Origin of the sequence: Sphingobium sp. DN12, from assembly GCF_051058005.1 — a bacterium.
GTDB lineage: Bacteria > Pseudomonadota > Alphaproteobacteria > Sphingomonadales > Sphingomonadaceae > Sphingobium > Sphingobium yanoikuyae.
In genome coordinates this window covers 22,351-42,012 of sequence record NZ_CP173718.1, presented here as the reverse complement: position 1 = coordinate 42,012, position 19,662 = coordinate 22,351, and the positions used below count along the sequence as shown (strand labels likewise).

Here is a 19,662-nt window from a genome sequence, read left to right as displayed (position 1 = left end):
AATCGATCATGTGCAGCTCCTATAAAATGTGTCTAAATTCAGTGTGTTTGTGGTTTGATTCGTAATGCGTAATGCGTAATAAACCTTACGCATTACGTTTTACGCATTTCACTAGTGACTGATAGCACTGAAATCCTTTAACGTCTCACGATTGCATCTGTCATACGGGCGACCCGAACGATTGCTTTGACGTCATGGACGCGCACAACGTCGGCTCCTCGGTCAATGCCAATGGCGACGGTGGCCGCCGTTCCTTCTATGCGCTGGTCTGGCGGCAAATCGAGCGTATAGCCAATAAATGATTTGCGCGACGGACCTATTAAGATGGGAAATCCCATTGTTTTGAACTGATTAATCTGGTCGAGCAGTTGCAAACTTTGCTCGACGGTTTTACCGAAGCCGATGCCGGGATCCAGGATAATTTGGGACTCTTTTACGCCGGCTTTTAAGGCGATGTCGATGCTTTCTTGTAATTCACGTTTAACGTCGGTGATGAGGTCGTCGTATTTTACCCCGATGAAGCGCCCGCCCAGCTTTTTTTCTTGCGCTATGTTCTTTGGTTTGCTGCGGTTGTGCATAAGGACGATGGGGCAGCCGGCTTGTGCTGCCAGGCCGGCCATGTCCGGGTCCATGCGCAGCCCCCAGACGTCGTTGAGCCAGCTGGCGCCTGCCGCCAGGGCCGCTTCGGCCACGGAAGCGCGGTAGCTGTCGATGGAAATAACGACGTCCACAGCCTGGCGTACGGCCTGCACCACCGGCAGCACCCGCGCCAGTTCTTCCTCTGCGCTTATAGGTGAGCTGCCAGGGCGGGTACTCTCGCCGCCAATGTCGATGATGTCTGCGCCGTCGGCTACAAATTGTTTGGCCTGGGCTACCGCTTTGGCGATGACATCTTCTTCAACCATAACGCCATCTCCAGAAAAGCTGTCTGGAGTGACGTTGAGGATGCCCATGATGTAGGTGCGTTCACCCCATTTGAAGCTGGTTAGTGTGGTTGACATCAATAGCAGTTCCTTGAAAATTTTTTTCACCCTCTCCCCAGCCCTCTCCCACCGGGAGAGGGAGATGTTCCCTCCCCATTTTAGGGGGAGGGTTAGGGTGGGGGTTAAGTGCCCATGAAGTTTGGTTGATCCGGTAAACGGTAAACGGCCGTTGTGGCCTCATCTACGGATGAGGATACGTCAGCCAGCATTTGGGCTACAGACTTTTGGGTCTGGGGATGTTCGTAATCGGGCGCAATGTCAGCCAGGGGTGCCAGGACAAAAGCACGTTCATCGACGAAGGGATGAGGAATAGCCAGGATATCGTCGTTCATGATCATGTTGTCATAGAAAAGGATGTCGATGTCGATGAGGCGCGGCCCCCATTTAAAAGTGGGTTTACGCCCAATTTCAAAACTGGAAGAAAAACGCTGTCTTTCTTACAATTTCCACAAATCCGACAAAATCCACTTTTAGTTTTATTATAAATTGATGACATTTTCTCCTCCGCCCGAAGGGTCAAGCTAACGTTTGAAATAAGGGGCGGGACAAAGCGCTAGCTTTGGACCGTCCCTGTTGATTGATGGGTTAGGCCAGTGCTTTTCGCAAGAATACCAGCGCTTTGCGCCGCAGCAAACTGACCAGGAACAATCGAATTTCTGACTGCAAAAACTGGTGCACCGAAACAACAACCTGACCGAAGCGATGGGTTTAAACCTGTGCAAGAACGGAGGTTTTCAACCCGCGACCTTGAACGAAGCCAAGGATGTTCTGGCGCGCATTTGGCCGAGAATGTTTCTTGAGACACAACCAGAAAAATGCGCGCCTTGTGCTGAAGAAGCCAATACCGTGAAAAACTTCTGCAAAAACGTTGTTTTTTGCTTTTCCTGACCGAAGCCAATTTTTAAAGCTCTGAACAAATAGGCCTAATTTGTTTTAGGGCGACTGCCCTGCTGCGTAACATCGTTGCTGCTCCATAACATCAAACATCGACCCACGGCGTAACGCGCTTGCTGCTTGGATGCCCGAGGCATAGACTGTACAAAAAAACAGTCATAACAAGCCATGAAAACCGCCACTGCGCCGTTACCACCGCTGCGTTCGGTCAAGGTTCTGGACCAGTTGCGTGAGCGCATACGCTACTTGCATTACAGCTTACGAACCGAACAGGCTTATGTCCACTGGGTTCGTGCCTTCATCCGTTTCCACGGTGTGCGTCACCCGGCAACCTTGGGCAGCAGCGAAGTCGAGGCATTTCTGTCCTGGCTGGCGAACGAGCGCAAGGTTTCGGTCTCCACGCATCGTCAGGCATTGGCGGCCTTGCTGTTCTTCTACGGCAAGGTGCTGTGCACGGATCTGCCCTGGCTTCAGGAGATCGGAAGACCTCGGCCGTCGCGGCGCTTGCCGGTGGTGCTGACCCCGGATGAAGTGGTTCGCATCCTCGGTTTTCTGGAAGGCGAGCATCGTTTGTTCGCCCAGCTTCTGTATGGAACGGGCATGCGGATCAGTGAGGGTTTGCAACTGCGGGTCAAGGATCTGGATTTCGATCACGGCACGATCATCGTGCGGGAGGGCAAGGGCTCCAAGGATCGGGCCTTGATGTTACCCGAGAGCTTGGCACCCAGCCTGCGCGAGCAGCTGTCGCGTGCACGGGCATGGTGGCTGAAGGACCAGGCCGAGGGCCGCAGCGGCGTTGCGCTTCCCGACGCCCTTGAGCGGAAGTATCCGCGCGCCGGGCATTCCTGGCCGTGGTTCTGGGTTTTTGCGCAGCACACGCATTCGACCGATCCACGGAGCGGTGTCGTGCGTCGCCATCACATGTATGACCAGACCTTTCAGCGCGCCTTCAAACGTGCCGTAGAACAAGCAGGCATCACGAAGCCCGCCACACCGCACACCCTCCGCCACTCGTTCGCGACGGCCTTGCTCCGCAGCGGTTACGACATTCGAACCGTGCAGGATCTGCTCGGCCATTCCGACGTCTCTACGACGATGATTTACACGCATGTGCTGAAAGTTGGCGGTGCCGGAGTGCGCTCACCGCTTGATGCGCTGCCGCCCCTCACTAGTGAGAGGTAGGGCAGCGCAAGTCAATCCTGGCGGATTCACTACCCCTGCGCGAAGGCCATCGGTGCCGCATCGAACGGCCGGTTGCGGAAAGTCCTCCCTGCGTCCGCTGATGGCCGGCAGCAGCCCGTCGTTGCCTGATGGATCCAACCCCTCCGCTGCTATAGTGCAGTCGGCTTCTGACGTTCAGTGCAGCCGTCTTCTGAAAACGACAATGTGAGAACGCATAGCGCGGTCCACCGTCTTATCAAAACGCTTTCTCATTTTCTTGCGCTCGTGCTAGGTGCGGCGGGTGAGTTTTGAGACAACCTCATGCTGATCGGCTACGCGCGGGTATCGACGTCCGAACAAGATTTGACGCCCCAGCTCGATGCATTGCGCGATGCCGGTTGCGAGCGGACCTTCTCCGACAAGGCGAGCGGCGCTAAGGCAAACCGCGCCGGCTTGGCGGAGGCGCTATCGCACGCTCGCGCCGGCGATGTCCTGGTGGTCTGGAAGCTCGATCGGCTCGGCCGAACGATGAAGGGTCTTGTCGACTTGGCTGCCGAGCTGGCCGAAAACGGTATCGGCCTTCGCTCGATCACTGACGGGATCGACACCGCGGGAGCAGCCGGCAAGCTCGTCTTCCACATCCTGGCTGCCATGGCGGAGATGGAGCGCGACCTAAATCGTGAGCGGACCACCGCAGCGTTGATCGTGGCACGGCGCGAAGGCAGGGTAGGCGGTCGTAAAACCGTCATGACGCCCAAACGACTGGAGGCAGCGCGAAAGCTCCTCGCCTCCGGGATGACCATTCGCGAGATCGCACCGACGATCGGGGTCTCGGTTCCTACGCTGTATCGTCACCTCCCGGCACCGGAGCAGGAAGCCATTAGCGCAGAAGTGACTGCTGACTGATGGATCCCCGCTTCGCCGCGATAGCGGAAAGCCTCCAACGGCCCTTTCCTCACGGCGCGCGCCGCCCATCCCCGTAATGCTGGATGCGGGAGGCGGAGTGGTCCGGAAACCAGCCCACACAAGACGCGCTGGAGGATGTCGACTGGTAGCATGGGTGCGATGCCATCAACGTCAAGTCGTTGATGGTCAATCTGGTGATGAGCCTGAAATTGGGGACATCAGAACAGGATCAAGCGATATATAAGATTCAGCCTACCGAACACCGATCAGCCGCACGCTTCGTCCGCCAGCTTTGCAGCAGCTCAATCTGCCTGTTGTGCACTTCGTCGATTATCGTTGGCTCGGCTTCGCGGATCGTATCTGTTGGCACGATTTGAGTTTCCGATTTGAAATGCTTACCGGTGTTCGTTTGATCCAGGAGTTCGCGTAGCAGCTGCCGCCCCCTCAATACGCGGCTCTTGATTGTCCCGACAGGAACCTGTTCGATCGTGGCTGTCTCTTCATAGCTCAAACCCTGGATCCCGATGAGCTGGATGCACCGCTGCTGCTCGGGCGTCAGGCGGGACCACAGGCGACGAACATCGCTCAACGTCACGACCGACTCCTGGTTTGACGCCACAGGAATATCGATGAGTTCGGCGGTTTCGCTCGCATATCCCGCACCTCGACGGCGAACCTGCGACAGAAAGGAGTTGCGGAGGATACGGAAGGTCCAAGCCTTCAAATTCGTACCGGGCTCAAACGACGCGCGGTGGCGCCAGGCCTTCAGCAAGGTTTCCTGAACAAGGTCCTGTGCAGTATCGGAATTCCTGGCCAGCGATCGCGCATAGCTCGCCAGCCTAGGCATCAGGTCGCTCAATGCGGCGCCAAATTCCGACCACTCCTCAGTCGGTACATGCGATCGGTTTCCCAATAGTTCGGACAAGCATAGGCCCCTGTTCGATGAATTTAGGCGGCAATATATACACCGACCGGTTTACTTTTTGGAAAAACGCCACCTGTCCTGGATTGTTCCACTCCCTCAGCGATGACGCCCGATTGGCGAAACAAGCGCGCGATAGAGGGAGGGTGGAAACCGACTACGTGGAAAGGTCTGCAATAGCAGGTCAGCGCCTCTGCCTGCTTGCGAACCAAGCCCAGGCTGCTGGCAGCACCGCAGATGCCATCATCATTGCGCCGACAACATCATGGTCGCGCTGAAGGATCGCGCCGGCGACGAGCAGCCCGGCTGATAGGATGTTGGGATCGGCGCGCCAGGGCGACGTCGGATTTGGGGAAACCGCGCCTCCCTGTAATTCAATCGGCAGCGCGCCCGACCGCGCTACCCGCTCGGCGAAAGCCACCAGCTCGGGCGAGGCGGCGGCCAGCCGGCCAAGGCTAGTCGCCAGCCGGCGTCCGCCCCGCTTGATGCCGGCCGGGCCGATCCGCTCCCGCAGCAGTTCGCGCGCGATCGGTGCGGCGCGCGCCGCGATGTCGAAGCCGGGATCGAGCCGTCGTACGAACCCTTCGGCGATCAACAGGGTCCGCAGCAGCAGGGCCAGATCGGGTGGTAGCGCCAGGCGGTAGGTGCGCAGCAGCGCGAAGACGCGACCGAAGACGTCGGCGAGCTCGATCTGCTGGAGTACCGCCCCGCGAAACTGGCCGATCAGCGCGTCGAGTTCGCGGGTCAGCGCCTGGCGATCGACGTCTGTTTCGCCCGACCATTGCAGAAGCACGTCCGTCACCGATCGCGAGTCCTCGCCGGCGATCGCAAGGACGAGCGTAACAACCTCGTTTCGTCGGGCGGGGCTGAGCACGCCGACCGCCCCGAAGTCGATGAACGCCAGCGACGCATCGGCGAGGACAAAGACATTGCCGGGATGGGGGTCCGCATGGAACCGGCCGTTGAAGATTATCATTCGCAGGACTGCATCTGCATATATGCCGGCGATATCCGCACCGCAGTCTCCCGCTCCATCAAGGATAGCGCGGACGGGCATGCCGTCGAGCCGCTGCTGCACATTGATCCGGCGGCCGACCTGATCCCAGTAGAAGGCGGGCGTGCGAACGCCGAGCGGCTGCAGGAACGCGCCAATGCTCTCGCAGGCTGCCGCTTCGGCACTGAGGTCCATTTCCTGCGACAGGCTCTCCGCGAAGAACCGGAGCAGCTCGTCGGGCCTGAGGCGGCGGATCTCCGGTGAGTGTCTCGCGGCGAGCCGCGCAATGCGGCGGAGCAGCCTCAGGTCGGCATCGACGCGTTCCGCGATCCCCGGTCGGCGTACCTTTACCACGACCTCGGTTCCGTCGCTCAGGGTGGCTGCATGAACCTGCGCGATCGAGGCCGCGGCGATCGGCTCGCGGTCGAAGCTCGCGAACACGTCCGCGATCGGGGAGCCAAGCGCAGCCAGGATCGTCGGCTCCAGCGCCTCGAACGGCAACGGGGTCACCCGGTCCTGCAGCGTCGACAGCGCGCGCACCCATTCCGGCCCGAGCAGGTCTTCACGGGTCGCCAGCACCTGCCCCAGCTTGACCGCAACGGGTCCAAGGTCCCGCAGCAGCGCGACGACCCGCTCGGGCGTACTGACGTCCACCGGCTGCTCGGAACGACCGGGCAGCAGGCCCAGGCGAGAGGCGAGCCCGTTCAGGCCGTGGCGCCCCATGATCTGGATAAGCTCTGCGAGGCGCGCACGCTCACCGATCTGAGGCTCGTCGTCCGTGGCGGGCATCACTTGCTGCAACCATCCCCGTCTCGCGGGCGGTAGCCATCAAGGAACAGGTCGATACCGCGCGAGATACGATCGCGCGCCGCCTCGTCATACGCTGGCGGAGACAACCCCAGCGCTGCACGGCGCATGGGGGCGACCACGACGAGTGTGACGAACTGCTCGGCAGCGAACACGGGGTCGGCCAGCGACAGCTCTCCCTTGGCATTGGCGTGGGCGAGGATCGATGCCACCCACTGGACGGCCCGCTGGTAACCGAAATCGTGGATGTTCGCCGCAAGCGCGGGAAAGCGCACGGCTTGCGCGATGACGACACGTTCCATGGAGGCGATCCGGGGCGTCAGGAGCCACTCGAGCAGGCGATCGGCAATTTCGCGAAGGCGCGATCCGATGTCGGGTTCGTCGCTGCCGGAGGGTTCGAGCGCGCGCAGCTGCGTATCGATCTCGTCGAGGATCACCGCCTCGAACACGCGCGCCTTGCTGCCGAAGCGCGCGTACAGTGTTCGTTTGGAGATGCGCGCCTGTTCGGCGATCATGTCGGCACTGGCGCCATCGAACCCGTGTTCGAAGAACAGTTGGCGAGCGCTCTTGAGGATGTGCGAGGTCAGGCGGAGCGCGTCCTCGGTGGTCGGTCTGCCCATCTTTCGGGGGCGCCGCGCCTTTTTCTTCTCATCATCGCTCAATCTCTTTCTCCTGGACCGAGGATAGCGCGATCCGAGCACTTTGACGAGCAATGCCGCAAGGGCCGTAGGCTCCGTGGCCGCCGGCTCGGACTCCGCCGACGGCTTGAAAACGTTGCAAGCAGATTATTTCCCAGGCTCTGCGTCAGGCTTGTATGTGGGGAGGGACGGAGAGCCTAGACCCAGCCCCTCCTGATCGATACGAACGGCCGTCTCCCTGACGGCGCTTACCTTGCCCCTTACTGAACCTATTGTCTCGACCAGGCGGTCCTGCTGGGCGGTCGCCCGCTCGATCTCGGGCCTCAGAGCCTCGGCGCGGGCAGCGAATCCTTCAGCTGAGTCACGAGCGATCCCTAATTTGCGGTTCGCCTTAGCAAGAGCGGATGGACCGCGATCTTTCAAGGTGACCCTCAGACTTTCGGCGCGATTGCCTGACCGTTGCAAACCCTCTCCCAAGGTAACCATACGCCCTCGCGCACCCATGAGTCCCTCCGACGCCGTTCCAACCTTGTCTGCCCACCCCGCGGAGTTGTGCGCGAGCGCCGCAAGACGCTCGCTCGCGCGCTGCTGCTGAGCGGCACCAAGGTTGAGTGAAACGGAGTCCACGGTGCGGCTGATCTTCTCCACAAGTGCTATCGGGTCTCCCCCACCACCAAGAAGCCCGCCCTCCTTGGCAGGAATGATCGGGAACTCCCCGTCTTTTGCGGCAACGATCGGGAGCGCATCATGTGTTGCGCCATCGAGACTGATGTTCGCCGTTCCGCCTAATGCTGATCGGACAATCGTAGCCTTGACGCCGGTAACGATAGGGATTTCTGGTTCCAAATTGACAGCTACCAGAACCACGGACGGGTCTTGGCTGTCGAATTCGACAGATGTAACATGCCCAGCCGGCACGCCCGAAAATGTCACCGGTGATCCCTTTTCAATGCCGGCGACGCTTCCTGAGAAGCGGATCATATAGGGCCTGCGGTTCCCGTTGCGAGGCTCCAACAGCCACAGCGTAAAGACCAAGGTGCCCAGCAGCAAGCCCGTCACTGCGAGAACCAGAAAGCTGTTCGACCGTGTCTCCATCGAGATGATATCCCATTAAGACGGCAGGTAAGTTTTAGGCCGTACCGTTCCCGCACATCAGCCAGTGCCTGGAGGACGCCGATTCTCGGTGTGCGAACAGCACGGTGAGCCTGCCCTATTGCACATCCCCTCACGATAAGTATACCGTATCGTACCATAAACGGTTTTGGGTGTGATTTTGCCGTTCTCTGAACCCGTCATTCATTCCGAAAACAACATAACGAAAATTTCGGGCGATTGGTTGGCCTCAACGGTCCAATCGGCGGGAGCAACGGCCGATGGCCGTTTGCTGGCTTCAGACGGGCAGATCGACTGGAGCCAATTAGGGCGGGTCGACAGTGCAGGCGCGTTCGCGCTTATTCAGGCGCTTGGTGCCAGCGATCTAGGAAACGATGTACCAGATCGACTTCGGCGTGTCCTAGACATCGTTGCCCCCGCGATCCAGGAACATGCGACCAAAAAACCCAAAAAGTCTTATGGTTTTTTCACACGCTTAGGCCGCAAAGTGGTTGCAGGGCTGAGCGAACTATATGGTAACATCTTGTTCCTGGGCCGCTCTGAGGTGGGCGTTGGAAGAGCGGTTATCAACCCTCGCAGGTTACGCGTGCGAGCGCTAGTAAGCGTGATGCAGCAGGGAAGTCTCGAGGCGCTCCCAATCATCATGACGATGACATTCTTCATCGGGGCAGTGGTGGCTTTGGTCGGCACGAACCTGCTGCAGAACTTGGGGGCATCGGTTTTCACCGTTCAGCTCGTTGGGGTATCGGTGTTGCGCGAGTTTGGGGTGCTAATACCGGCAATTCTTCTGGCTGGCAGATCGACGTCTACATTCGCTGCCCAAATCGGAGCTATGCGAATGAACCAAGAAACAGATGCAATGGTGGTCATGGGTGTCGATCTCACGGAGGCGCTTGTAACCCCACGCGTGCTGGCGATGATCATTACTCTCCCGCTTTTATCAGTCGCAGCGATGATTGCCGGCATTCTTGGTGGCCTGCTTGTGAGCTGGGCTTCTTTAGATATTTCACCAGTGTTTTTCGTAGAGCGTCTTCGGCAGACGGTGGACCTCCAGCATTTCTGGCTTGGTCTGATCAAGACACCTGTAATGGCCATCATCATTGCACTGACTGGCTGCCGCCAGGGAATGGCCGTCCGTGGCGACGTCGAGGTGTTGGGTAGAAACGTCACGACCGCAGTCGTTCAGGCATTGTTCGCCATCATCCTCCTCGATGCAGCTTTCGCCCTCGTTTTCATGAAACTGGACCTGTGATGGCCGAGCGGGAAAGGGTGATCGAAGTACGCAACCTTAAAACAGCGTTCGGTAGAACGGTAATCCATGAAGATTTGGACCTCGACGTCTATCGCGGGGAGATTCTTGGAATAGTTGGCGCTTCGGGCGGCGGAAAATCCGTGTTGCTCAATACGATGTTGGGATTACAGCGACCAGTTTCTGGATCGGTAGTAGTAGACGGTCAGGACATCTTTGATAGTCCTGATCGACAATGGCTCGCATCAAATATGGGCGTGATGTTTCAAAACGGTGCGCTATTTTCATCCCTAACGCTTCAGGAGAATGTCGAAGCGCCGTTTCTTGAACATACTGAGATTCGAGGCGAATTTCTAAGTCGATTGGCCCAGATGAAAATCTCTCTGGTCGGGCTTGCTAATGATGCAGCCTATAAGCGCCCGGCAGAACTTTCCGGCGGCATGAGAAAACGTGCTGGCGTTGCACGTGCACTAGCGCTCGATCCCAAGCTTCTTTTTTTAGATGAACCAACGGCCGGCCTCGATCCCCTCGCGGCTGCAGAATTTGACGACTTGATCGTATCGCTGCGTGATGCCTTGGAATTGACTGTCGTCATGGTCACCCACGATCTGGACAGCCTGTTTCAAATTTCTGATCGAGTAGCGGTTCTGGCGGACAAAAGGATCGTCGCGTCTGACGCAGTCGAGAAACTGCGTGATTCTGAAGACGAATGGACACGCTCTTATTTTCAAAGCCGAAGAGCACGGCGATTCAACTCAGGTGGCGACTAAATGGAGAGGCATGCCAATTACGCTCTGGTGGGTAGTCTGACAGTTGGTCTGCTGGTGGCAGCGATTGGCTTCATTCTCTGGCTAGGTAACGACCAATTCGGTAAAGGCTTCGACCATTATCGAGTTGTTTTTGACGGACCTGTGCGCGGCCTAACCGAAGGTAGCGAAGTTGATTTTAACGGCATCAAGGTCGGGGAGATCACGAAGCTTCGTGTAGATCCATCGAATTCTCGCCGTGTGATTATCGATGTGAAGGTCGAAGAGAGTACACCCATAAGGGTGGATACATTTGCCTCAAAAGAGTCCCAAGGTGTGACAGGTGTCAGCATTATCCAGTTAACTCCTGGTTCGCCTACAAGGCCACTGCTTCGCGATGCGTCGCGTGAGCAGCCCCCGATAATAAGGGCGAAGCCCGGATCGTTGGATTCGGTGCTGGAAGCGGGAGGGCAGACCCTCGCTAAGGTTTCTGAATCATTCGATCGGGTCAATCGGGTGCTTTCTGACCGAAATATCGCAAAGGTCGATGGCATGCTCGCTGACATCAGATCAGTGACGGCAGAACTTAACAGTCGAAAGGCAATGTTTGCGGATGCTCAAAATGCAATCCGTCGCCTTGATTCAGCGTCGGGTGACATCGAGCAGGCTGCGGCGGCTGCGAGAACCGCTATTCAGGGCGATGGTACGCAAGCCTTTGCAGACATCCGAGAAGCGGCCGCGAATGCGAAGAGCGCGACGAACGATGCACGGGCTTTTATAGCTAAGTTGAACGCGAGTGCAGAAGGTCTTGAGGGGCCAGAAGGTAATCGCGTGGCGGGGGCTCTACGTGGGCTTGAAAAGGCTGCCGAGTCACTCGATCGACTTACCCGACAAATACAGCAAGATCCGCGTTCTGTTCTCGGAAGAGGGAAAGCGCGAGAAATGGAGCTGCCAAAGTGAAAAGTTTGCTAAAGATCTCTTCAGCGCTCCTCTTAGTCTCGCTGTCGGGCTGTGTTGGTGGGCTTCTGGGCGGAGGTAAGCCTGCGGACCTATATTCCTTTCGCAGTGAGCCCCCGCAAAGGCAGCCTGATGCCGATGCACGGGTTGTTGCTGTCCGCCAGCTTTCATTTCCGAATAATCTGCGGCCTGACAGCATTGAAACCAATGCCAACTCGCGGGTTGCTGCTCTCGCAAAAGCACGTTGGTCCCAACCGGTCCCGGAGATGTTCCGTCTAGCTCTGATTGACCAGTTGGAGCAGTCTTCCCGAACGCGAGTTGCGCGAAGCGACTTCCAAAAACCGGCGGACATCATGTCGGCGGAAATTTCGCAGTTCACGGCCACCTTTGATCAGGGACTGAAGGCTCCCCCATTGATCACTATTGTCGTGCGCGCAGAGGTCGCAAGCGGGGCAGCACGTGATGTGGCAGTGCGGTCCTTCGAATCGCGAACAAGAGCCACTGATGCGACGGTGACGTCCATCGTTGCAGCTTATCGTGCTGGCGTCTCCAATATCACACAAGAAATTACCCTGTGGTACAGGAATATCTGAATATTATCATAGTAGATAGGGACGGATATGACGAAATTTTCAGCTGCCTTTACTATCTTGGTACTGACTTTTGCGTCTGCCGGCGCGGCTCAGGAGGGACACAAGGAATCCAAAAATACCGGACCGGATTCAGTTCGATCTATTGCCTCCCAACCAGCTAAAGACGTTGGAGCGGTAAAGCAGGATATCCCACCCATTCTCTTAAGCGCTTCTTCTAACCCATATGATCGGGCATCGACCCGCACCTGCAACGAGATAAAGCGTAATATCGCTGAGTTGGACGATGTTCTCGGACCGGATTTCGATGTAGGAGCGGACCGTAACGAAAATCGTCTTGGTAAAGTGGCGGAAGCTGGTGGAAAGACGATTGTCAACTCGATCATACCTTTTCGTGGCTTGGTCAGGGAAATAACAGGCGCAGCCCCAGCACAACGTCGCCTCAATACCGCAATCGATGCGGGGTTTGCGCGGCGGGGCTTTTTACGGGGAGCCGCCATATCCCGAGGCTGTCGTCTCTGATGAGCTCACGCTAATAAGCTCAGCATTTAAAGATGGGGTACATGTGACTTCCTCGATCATTAAAGATTGGGGGGGGTGGAACAACGCGAACCCAACACTCGCCGCTCTGTCGGGCTGCCGGAGTTAAGCTCCATACGAAAATCAATCAGAACAGGTGGAATAATATCCGAAGCCCACTATGATACGGCGCGGTTTACATATCATAGGGTTGTAGGGGTGACTACACGAAAGTGACGTATCTGCACGGAAAGGGCGAACGGATAGCGAACGTCACGCGGCAAGTAGGGAGTTGACGGCGCGCAGCGGTCGCAAGGCGTCCGGATCGGGTTGATCTTCAACATTCCAGCTATAGTCACCGGTCAGCGAGATATGCTCCCAGCCCAATGGCGCGATGTGGCGTGCGATTTCGTCGGCTGTGCCGATGTCCGCCAGCGCCATTTCGAGATAGCGAGTGTTCCACAAGATGATGGCGGCGACGAGCAGGTTGAGGCCGGAGGCGCGATAGGTCTGGTTCTCGAACCGACGATCGCGCAGTTCGCCGAGCTGGTTGAAGAAGAGCGCGCGGGCGAGCGCGTTGCGGGCTTCGCCTTTGTTGAGGCCCGCCTGGGTGCGCCGGCGCAGGTCGATGTCGCGCAGCCAGTCGAGCATGAAAATGGAGCGTTCGAGGCGGCCCAGCTCGCGTAGTGCGAGGGCCAGTCCGTTCTGTCGCGGATAGGCGGACAAGCGGCGCAGCATTGCCGAAGCAGTGACGGTGCCGGTGCGGATCGACGTGGCGAACCGCAGCAGTTCGTCCCAATGCGCCGCGACATGACCCAATGCGATCGGTTCGGCCGTCATGCCGGCAAGCAAGGGGCCGGATTCTTGGCCGGGAAGGAGGTGTAAACGACGCTCCTTGATGTCGCGCAGGCGCGGCGCGAAGCGGTAGCCGAAGAAGGGCATGAGGCCGAACACATGGTCCGATGCCCCGCCCGTATCGGTGTAGTGCTCCTCGATCGTCAGGCCGGTCTGGTGATACAGCAAGCCATCCAGCACATAGGGCGCTTCGCCAGCGGTCGCCGCGATCACCCGACTTGCGAAGGGGTCATATCGATCCGAGACATGGGTGTAGAAGGCAACGCCTGGTTCGTTGCCGCTGCGCGCGTTGATGTCGCCGATCGCGGCCCCACGGCCCCCGGCATGAAATTGCTGTCCGTCGCTCGACGAAGTGGTGCCGTCTCCCCACAGCGCGGCGAGCGGCATGGCGCGATGGGCGTCGATCAGCCTTCCCAACGCTTCGCCATAGGCGGCTTCGCTGATGTGCCAGTCGTGAAGATGGGCGAGCTGACGCAGACTTGCGCCCCGGCAGGTTTCCGCCATGCGTGTGAGGCCGAGATTGATGCCATCGGCGAGGATGACCGTGAGCAGCGCATTGCGATCGTCGGCTTCCCGGCCCGAACGACGATGGATGAAGCATTCGCTGAACCCGGTCCAGGCATCGACCTCCAGCAGAAGATCGGTGATCTTCACGCGCGGCAGTCGATCATAGGCGGCGCGACGGGCAATCTCGGTGGCGGGCGGTGTTGCCGCCTTCAGCGGCGAGATGATGAGACCGTTTTCGTCAAGCTTAACCTGGGGCAGCTCCCCTTGCCGTGCAAGGACCGTTACCTGCTCGATCGCCGTGTCGAGCCTGGTGCGCCGTTCCTCGATATGGCGCTCGAAATCCGTTTCGATGGCGAGCGGCAACGGCCCCTTCTCGCGCAGCGCCGCAAAGGTCGCCGGCGGTATGAGATAGCTGTCGAAATCGCGAAACTGCCGGCTTCCCGCGACCCATATATCCCCGGCTCGCAACCGCTCGCGTAGTTGCGACAAGGCGCATAGTTCATAAGCGGCACGATCAACGATGCCATCCCGCAGGACGAACGGGCGCCATGCGGGCGGCACAAAGCGTAGCGGCACGCGATCAGGCAAGCGCCGTTTGCCGGTCCGATATAGCTCCGCGATGATGGCCAGCGCTGACAGGAGCCCCTGAACCGCGCCGGCGCCGCGAAACTCGAAGGCGTTGAGAAAAGCGCCGACAAAGAGCTTCACCGTCCGATGCCGCTCGATCAATTCGGCGGTGCGATCGACGGTTTCCGGTCGCCCGAGCACTTCGGCCTGCTCGACGGCCACGGCGAAGTGCTGCCAGTCCAGCGCCTCGATCTGCGCCAGAGAATCCACGCCCTTGCTGCGCGCGTCGATGAGGAGGCGGCAAGACCCCGTGAGCGTCCGGAGGTGGCCTTGCAACTCGCGCACCGTCTTGAGGGCTTTGTCGCGGGTCCGGTTCTCGGCGCGGCGCGCCATGCTGCCCAACAGCTTGTCGAACATCGTCAGGGTGGCGTCGGTCAGGCTTTCCTCAAGCCGGATGCCGGTTGCCGCCAGCGTCGCATGGCGGCGCAGGGCATTGAGTTCGCCAAGGTGCTGGGGTGTGATGCGGCTGCCTTCGTCCGCCAGCCTGTCAAAAGTCAAAGCCGGGATCATGTCGGCACGGGCGCGATCGAGGCCCAGCGCGCGGATATAGGCGAGCCGTTCGATCAGGCGCAGGATGTTGCGCGCTGCCGGCGATTGTGGCGCATTGCGCATCCAGGATAGCCATGTCGCGACCTGCCCCGGTCGTCGGGCCAGCAAATCGTCCAGGCCCTGAAGGGTGTCAGGCAGCAGGCCATTCGTGAGCACTTCATAGGTAAGCTGTTCGGCTTGCTGGCGCGCCCGCCGCAGCACCGCTTCGAGAATCGACGGAGAAGGCAGGAGGATCTGCAGGCGCCGGAGTTCATCGACGATGACGTCTGCCATCTGGCCGGGGTGTATGATGGTCTGCGCGATTGGGACCGAGAAGGCGACAACTTCACGGAAAGCGTTGCGGTCAAAAATCCTGAACCCGTGCGATCGTCGGATTTCGACGAGATGCTCGCGACGGGTCTGGTCCCGATGGGCATAATCCGCGAAGGCTGCCGGCGCGACGCCGAGTTGCTGCGCCACATAGGCGAGCACAGGAGCGGGCGGGACTTCGCCCGCTTCCAGCGCACGGCCAGGCCATCTCATATATAGCATGAGCATCGCATAGCCGAGCCGGGTGGCATCGCCGCGACGGCGGCCGACAATTTCCAGGTCGTCGCTGGTCAGCGTATAATGACGCGCGATCTCGCGCTCATCGAGCGGCGCGCCATAATGCCTCGCCCAGATTTCCAGGCTCACCAGTCGCCGTCTCGCCAAGCATCATCTCCTTCGCTTTGCGTGTCCGTCAGACGGTCCTCTGGCGGCCAACAGGAATATGTCCGTTAACTCTGGACCTGTAACGGCGATTCGGACAAGATCGCATAATGACGGGAAAACGGACAGGATCGGGCATCATGTGGCGCTGATCGGCTATGCGCGCGTCTCGACCGCAGACCAGAAGCTGTCGCTCCAGCTTGACGCGCTGAACACTGCCGGGTGCGACCGTATATTCGACGATCACGCATCCGGGGCAAAAGCCGATCGGCCTGGCCTAACCGAAGCGCTCGCCTATTTGCGCCCCGGCGACACGCTGGTGGTCTGGAAACTCGACCGCCTCGGCCGCTCGATGAGCCACCTGATCGAGAAGGTCGGCGAGCTTGCGGCGCGCGGCATCGGGTTCCGCTCACTCACCGAGAATATCGACACCACCACTTCGGGCGGCATGCTGGTGTTCAACATCTTCGGCTCGCTGGCCCAATTCGAGCGTGACCTGATCCGTGAACGCACTCATGCCGGCCTCAAGGCCGCACGCGAGCGGGGCAACAAGGGTGGTCGCCGGCCTGTCGTTACCCCCGACAAACTACGTAAAGCGCGGGCGCATATCGCAGCGGGCCTCACTGTTCGTGAGGCGGCGGCCCGGCTCAAGATCGGCAAAACCGCCCTATACAAGGCTCTGGAAAACGCGTGAAACCGCTGGCGATCAAGAACTCGTGGGTGCTGGTCACAGGGGCTTCGACCGGTTTGGGCAGAGCGTCCGCCCTCCGCTTGGCGGCATCGTACCAGGCCAAGCCCCTGATTGTTGGACGAAGGCTCGACAACTTGCGGGAGCTACAGACCGAAATTGACGAGCGGTTCAATGTGCCGTGCGAGATTATAGTGGCTGATCAACGTGAAATCGAGGGCAGGGAGAAAATCGCGGCTAAGGTTGCAGAATTGCAAGTAACAGCCGCTTTGTTGGTTGCCGGAATGACGAGCGTTGGTTCATTTGATGCAGGCCGTGCCGACACTTATGCCGAGGTAATTGAAACAAACATACTCGGTTTCACGGATTTGCTGGCTCGCCTGATTGCGATTTTCAGGGAGCAGCCGTTTGAATCCTCAGTAATCGCCGTGTCGAGCCTGGCGGGCGAAACATCCGTGCCCTTCCAAGCGGTCTACGGCGCGTCGAAAGCCTATGTGAGCACCCTCATGCGAGCGCTTTCCGTGGAGCTTGCCGGGACGGGAGTGAGTGTTGGGTCTTTTGCACCCGGTGGAATCGACACAGACATGGCTGCCCTCAGCGATTTGAAGTGGGGGAGGTTGGGTTTGATGGACGTTGACCGGTGCGCGGCCCATGCAGTCCACGCTCTGGTTTATCGGCAATCCTTCGCCATACCGGGGATGGGCAACCAGCTCACATATTTGGCGAGCAGGGTTCTACCTCGATCGTTGGTCAATCGGATTGCCGCCCTCCCATATCGGCGCCCGTAGGGCGGCACCACATAAAAGGGGCAGGAAAGCCTGCGAATAGCATCTGCTGGCATCGTACCGGATTTGTTCGCCCTTAGCGTGCAGATACGTCACTTTCGTGTAGTCACCCCTGTACAGTACAGGCCTTGCGGTCGCCCCGAGCGCCCGCAAGGCCTGCATTATCGGCCACTGCCGGGCTTCATGAAAGCGATGCGTCCACTCGGCTGCTTGCCCACGCCAAAGAAGAGCGATGTTCGGGCCGGATGTCATTGTTGCATCTCCCCATCGGACCTGTCCCCTTTGTGGTCGCGAACTCAGGTGTCGCGCAGCAGTGGGTGTTAAGCCACGGCGGTCGGGTTCAGCCGCCGCCGCGCAAAGCCGCGGCATAGCGCCGGTCGACCACTTCCCAGTCGATGTTGCGGAAGAAGGCGTCGACATATTTGGCGGCGGCGGTGCCGTAATCCATGTGGAAACTGTGCTCGTACATATCGAGCGCGAGCAGCGGCACGCCGGCAATCGCACCGTGCATATGATCCCACGCCCAATGGTTGTGCAGCGAGCGCGTGTGGAGATTGTAGACGAGCACGCACCAGCCCGATCCGCCGGCAAGGCTCATCCCGGTACGGCGGAAGTCGGCTTCCCAGCGGTCGAACGAGCCGAACGCCGCGCCCAGCGCGTCGCGGATGGAACCGGCTGCCTGGCCGTTGCCGCCGAGCCCGTCGAAATAGACCTCATGGAGCACCACCGAGCCGGTGCGGTGCAGCTCCTCGCGCTTCAATCCGCCATAGACCACCGGCGGCAGGTCCGTGTCAGCGAGCGCGGCGGCAAGTCGTGTCTCGATCATATTCAGGGCCTTGACCGAGCCCGCATAATTGTTCTCGTGGTGCGATGTGATCAGCCTTTCGGAGAGGCCGTGAAGCCTGGCGGGATTGAACCTGAGCGGCTTGACCTGATGATTTCCGGCAAAGGCGGGGACAGCCGCCGGCGCTGCGGCCGGCGTCTGCGCAGAGGCTTCGTTGATAGTCATGGCGGCGGCTCCGATGCCAAGAGTTGCGATTGCACTGCGTCGGGAAAGATGGTCGATCGTCACGCGTCACTCCTTCAGATGATCATTACATATGCGGCCCCGAGGACCGAGCAGACGCCGAGCACCGGCAGCATGCCGGCCTTGAACCGGAACATGGCGAGTATCGCACCCACCGCGAGCGCCAGCGCCGGCCAGTTGACGGACGTTAGGACTGGGAGATCGATGGTGCCGGCTGCGAACGGCACTTCGCGGACTTGCTCGAACAGAGTGTGGATACCAAACCAGACCGCCAGATTGAGGATCACGCCGACCACTGCGGCGGTGATCGCCGAAAGCGCGGCCGACAATGCGCGGTTGCCGCGCAGCCGCTCGATGAATGGCGCGCCGGCGAAGATCCACAGGAAGCATGGCAGGAAGGTAACCCAGGTGGTGAGGATTGCGCCGAAGGTCGCGGCGACGAGCGGCGGCAGCCCGGTCGCTTCGCGGAAGGCCGCGAGGAAGCCGACGAACTGCGTCACCATGATCAGCGGCCCGGGCGTGGTCTCGGCCATGCCGAGCCCGTCGAGCATCTCGCCGGGCTGGAGCCAGCCATAGGTCTCGACTGCCTCCTGCGCGACATAGGCGAGCACCGCATAGGCGCCGCCGAAGGTCATCACCGCCATCTGGCTGAAGAAGGTGGCGATGCGGCTGAACACGTCGTCGGGGCCGAACGCGAACAGCAGCGCTGCGACCGGCCCGAGCCAGAGCAGCAGCAGGACGCCGGAGATGCGCAGCGACCAAGAGAGGTTCGGCCGGGCATGGTCGGGAAGGCCCTCGCCAAGAGCGGTGTCGCGGTCGTGGATTATCTCAGCGCCGGCGGGACCATGTCCGCCGCCGCCCTTGAATGCGGCGTAACCAGCGCGGCCACTGAAGAAGCCGATCAGCGCGGCGGCAAGCACGATCAGCGGGAAGGGCACGTCGAGCACGAAGATCGCGACGAACGCCAGCGCGGCAAAACCGCGCATGACGTTGTTCTTCAAGGCACGCGAACCCACCCGGACCACCGCCTGTAGCACCACCGCCAGCACGGCGGCCTTCAATCCGAAGAACAATCCCTCGACCAGCGGCACTTCGCCGAGCAGCACATAGACATAGCTGAGCCCTAAAATCGCGAGGAAGCCGGGCAGCACGAATAGCGCGCCCGCGACCAGGCCCCCCTTGGTCTTATGGAGCAACCAGCCAATATAGACAGCTAGCTGTTGCGCTTCAGGGCCGGGCAGCAGCATGCAATAGTTGAGCGCGTGGAGGAACCGCTCCTCGCCGATCCAGCGCTTCTCCTCGACCAGGATGCGATGCATCACCGCTATCTGGCCCGCCGGTCCGCCGAAGCTGAGCAGCGCGACCCTGATCCAGACGCGCACCGCCTCGCCAAAGCTGATGCCGTGCTCGTGCAGCGTCTCGACTGCGATTTCAGCGCGTGCGCTGGCCTCCATC

Annotated in this window: 19 protein-coding genes; 10 read left to right on the top strand and 9 right to left on the bottom strand. The window is 59.6% G+C overall.

Annotated features, from left to right (window positions below):
* Positions 1 to 137: 137 nt before the first annotated feature.
* Together sul4 and ACI6S0_RS23550 are read right to left on the bottom strand one after the other, a co-directional pair.
* Entirely contained in the window at positions 138 to 1,031 is an 894-nt protein-coding gene (gene sul4 / locus ACI6S0_RS23555; protein ID WP_206434233.1) for a sulfonamide-resistant dihydropteroate synthase Sul4, read from the bottom strand.
* A gap of 74 nt (positions 1,032 to 1,105) precedes the next feature.
* The gene (locus tag ACI6S0_RS23550) at positions 1,106 to 1,339 is read right to left on the bottom strand and encodes a 2-amino-4-hydroxy-6-hydroxymethyldihydropteridine diphosphokinase (RefSeq protein WP_234831446.1); all 234 of its coding nucleotides are present in this window, start codon (positions 1,337 to 1,339) and stop codon (positions 1,106 to 1,108) included.
* 316 nt (positions 1,340 to 1,655) lie between these two features.
* On the opposite strand from ACI6S0_RS23550, the gene ACI6S0_RS23545 reads away from it, so the two are divergent.
* From ACI6S0_RS23545 to ACI6S0_RS23535, 3 genes are all read left to right on the top strand, one after another.
* Positions 1,656 to 1,871 carry a hypothetical protein gene (locus tag ACI6S0_RS23545; protein ID WP_143008597.1) on the top strand — a complete coding sequence of 72 codons (216 nt, stop codon included), beginning with the start codon at positions 1,656 to 1,658 and terminating at the stop codon, positions 1,869 to 1,871.
* A gap of 174 nt (positions 1,872 to 2,045) precedes the next feature.
* Complete coding sequence (gene intI1 / locus ACI6S0_RS23540; protein ID WP_000845048.1) at positions 2,046 to 3,059, top strand: class 1 integron integrase IntI1; 1,014 nt, start codon at positions 2,046 to 2,048, stop codon at positions 3,057 to 3,059.
* 300 nt (positions 3,060 to 3,359) lie between these two features.
* Positions 3,360 to 3,944: a recombinase family protein gene (locus tag ACI6S0_RS23535; protein WP_010339514.1), complete on the top strand. Its 585-nt coding sequence runs from the start codon at positions 3,360 to 3,362 to the stop codon at positions 3,942 to 3,944.
* 247 nt (positions 3,945 to 4,191) lie between these two features.
* Here ACI6S0_RS23535 and ACI6S0_RS23530 read toward each other — a convergent pair whose 3' ends face one another.
* The 4 genes from ACI6S0_RS23530 to ACI6S0_RS23515 form a co-directional block, all read right to left on the bottom strand.
* The gene (locus ACI6S0_RS23530) at positions 4,192 to 4,869 is read right to left on the bottom strand and encodes a sigma-70 family RNA polymerase sigma factor (RefSeq protein ID WP_234831427.1); all 678 of its coding nucleotides are present in this window, start codon (positions 4,867 to 4,869) and stop codon (positions 4,192 to 4,194) included.
* A 181-nt stretch (positions 4,870 to 5,050) separates the two neighbouring features.
* A complete protein-coding gene (locus ACI6S0_RS23525) occupies positions 5,051 to 6,649 on the bottom strand; it encodes an ABC1 kinase family protein (protein WP_010339516.1) in 1,599 nt (532 codons plus the stop codon).
* The gene (locus tag ACI6S0_RS23520) at positions 6,649 to 7,329 is read right to left on the bottom strand and encodes a TetR/AcrR family transcriptional regulator (protein ID WP_010339517.1); all 681 of its coding nucleotides are present in this window, start codon (positions 7,327 to 7,329) and stop codon (positions 6,649 to 6,651) included. The genes ACI6S0_RS23525 and ACI6S0_RS23520 overlap by 1 nt, the downstream gene beginning before the upstream one ends.
* A 123-nt stretch (positions 7,330 to 7,452) precedes the next feature.
* Entirely contained in the window at positions 7,453 to 8,400 is a 948-nt protein-coding gene (locus tag ACI6S0_RS23515) for an MlaD family protein (RefSeq protein WP_010339518.1), read from the bottom strand.
* Between the two features lie 172 nt (positions 8,401 to 8,572).
* Between ACI6S0_RS23515 and ACI6S0_RS23510 the strand changes: the two genes are divergently transcribed.
* The 5 genes from ACI6S0_RS23510 to ACI6S0_RS23490 are packed head-to-tail and all read left to right on the top strand — an operon-like array spanning position 8,573 to position 12,482.
* Positions 8,573 to 9,670, top strand: a complete 1,098-nt coding sequence (locus ACI6S0_RS23510) for an MlaE family ABC transporter permease (RefSeq protein WP_010339519.1) — start codon at positions 8,573 to 8,575, stop codon at positions 9,668 to 9,670.
* Positions 9,670 to 10,437, top strand: a complete 768-nt coding sequence (locus ACI6S0_RS23505; protein ID WP_122129126.1) for an ABC transporter ATP-binding protein — start codon at positions 9,670 to 9,672, stop codon at positions 10,435 to 10,437. The genes ACI6S0_RS23510 and ACI6S0_RS23505 overlap by 1 nt, the downstream gene beginning before the upstream one ends.
* A complete protein-coding gene (locus ACI6S0_RS23500; protein WP_122129125.1) occupies positions 10,438 to 11,373 on the top strand; it encodes an MlaD family protein in 936 nt (311 codons plus the stop codon).
* On the top strand, positions 11,370 to 11,963 hold the full coding sequence (locus ACI6S0_RS23495; protein WP_122129124.1) for an ABC-type transport auxiliary lipoprotein family protein: 594 nt from the start codon (positions 11,370 to 11,372) through the stop codon (positions 11,961 to 11,963). The genes ACI6S0_RS23500 and ACI6S0_RS23495 overlap by 4 nt, the downstream gene beginning before the upstream one ends.
* A gap of 27 nt (positions 11,964 to 11,990) precedes the next feature.
* The gene (locus ACI6S0_RS23490) at positions 11,991 to 12,482 is read left to right on the top strand and encodes a hypothetical protein (RefSeq protein ID WP_103097528.1); all 492 of its coding nucleotides are present in this window, start codon (positions 11,991 to 11,993) and stop codon (positions 12,480 to 12,482) included.
* A 270-nt stretch (positions 12,483 to 12,752) separates the two neighbouring features.
* Here the strand turns inward: ACI6S0_RS23490 and ACI6S0_RS23485 are convergent, their stop codons facing one another.
* Positions 12,753 to 15,710 (bottom strand): Tn3 family transposase, encoded by a 2,958-nt coding sequence (locus ACI6S0_RS23485; protein WP_031286087.1) that lies wholly within the window; start codon positions 15,708 to 15,710, stop codon positions 12,753 to 12,755.
* 139 nt (positions 15,711 to 15,849) lie between these two features.
* Between ACI6S0_RS23485 and ACI6S0_RS23480 the strand changes: the two genes are divergently transcribed.
* Together ACI6S0_RS23480 and ACI6S0_RS23475 are read left to right on the top strand one after the other, a co-directional pair.
* The gene (locus ACI6S0_RS23480; protein WP_004213210.1) at positions 15,850 to 16,401 is read left to right on the top strand and encodes a recombinase family protein; all 552 of its coding nucleotides are present in this window, start codon (positions 15,850 to 15,852) and stop codon (positions 16,399 to 16,401) included.
* Positions 16,398 to 17,183: an SDR family NAD(P)-dependent oxidoreductase gene (locus ACI6S0_RS23475; protein ID WP_004213209.1), complete on the top strand. Its 786-nt coding sequence runs from the start codon at positions 16,398 to 16,400 to the stop codon at positions 17,181 to 17,183. Before ACI6S0_RS23480 ends, ACI6S0_RS23475 begins: the two co-directional genes overlap by 4 nt.
* A 337-nt stretch (positions 17,184 to 17,520) precedes the next feature.
* Here the strand turns inward: ACI6S0_RS23475 and ACI6S0_RS23470 are convergent, their stop codons facing one another.
* Complete coding sequence (locus ACI6S0_RS23470; protein ID WP_017184236.1) at positions 17,521 to 18,189, bottom strand: superoxide dismutase; 669 nt, start codon at positions 18,187 to 18,189, stop codon at positions 17,521 to 17,523.
* A gap of 74 nt (positions 18,190 to 18,263) precedes the next feature.
* Positions 18,264 to 19,661, bottom strand: coding sequence for a chromate efflux transporter (chrA, locus tag ACI6S0_RS23465; protein ID WP_122129123.1), 1,398 nt, complete (start codon positions 19,659 to 19,661; stop codon positions 18,264 to 18,266).
* Position 19,662: the final 1 nt, after the last annotated feature.

What these genes read in the sequence shown, in the direction of transcription:
- intI1 (WP_000845048.1), top strand. Translation starts at nt 2,046, where the DNA reads ATGAAAACCGCCACTGCGCCGTTACCACCGCTGCGTTCGGTCAAGGTT.
- ACI6S0_RS23535 (WP_010339514.1), top strand. Translation starts at nt 3,360, where the DNA reads ATGCTGATCGGCTACGCGCGGGTATCGACGTCCGAACAAGATTTGACG.
- ACI6S0_RS23525 (WP_010339516.1), bottom strand. Translation starts at nt 6,649, where the DNA reads ATGCCCGCCACGGACGACGAGCCTCAGATCGGTGAGCGTGCGCGCCTC.
- ACI6S0_RS23515 (WP_010339518.1), bottom strand. Translation starts at nt 8,400, where the DNA reads ATGGAGACACGGTCGAACAGCTTTCTGGTTCTCGCAGTGACGGGCTTG.
- ACI6S0_RS23505 (WP_122129126.1), top strand. Translation starts at nt 9,670, where the DNA reads ATGGCCGAGCGGGAAAGGGTGATCGAAGTACGCAACCTTAAAACAGCG.
- ACI6S0_RS23500 (WP_122129125.1), top strand. Translation starts at nt 10,438, where the DNA reads ATGGAGAGGCATGCCAATTACGCTCTGGTGGGTAGTCTGACAGTTGGT.
- ACI6S0_RS23490 (WP_103097528.1), top strand. Translation starts at nt 11,991, where the DNA reads ATGACGAAATTTTCAGCTGCCTTTACTATCTTGGTACTGACTTTTGCG.
- ACI6S0_RS23470 (WP_017184236.1), bottom strand. Translation starts at nt 18,189, where the DNA reads ATGACTATCAACGAAGCCTCTGCGCAGACGCCGGCCGCAGCGCCGGCG.
- chrA (WP_122129123.1), bottom strand. Translation starts at nt 19,661, where the DNA reads ATGGAGGCCAGCGCACGCGCTGAAATCGCAGTCGAGACGCTGCACGAG.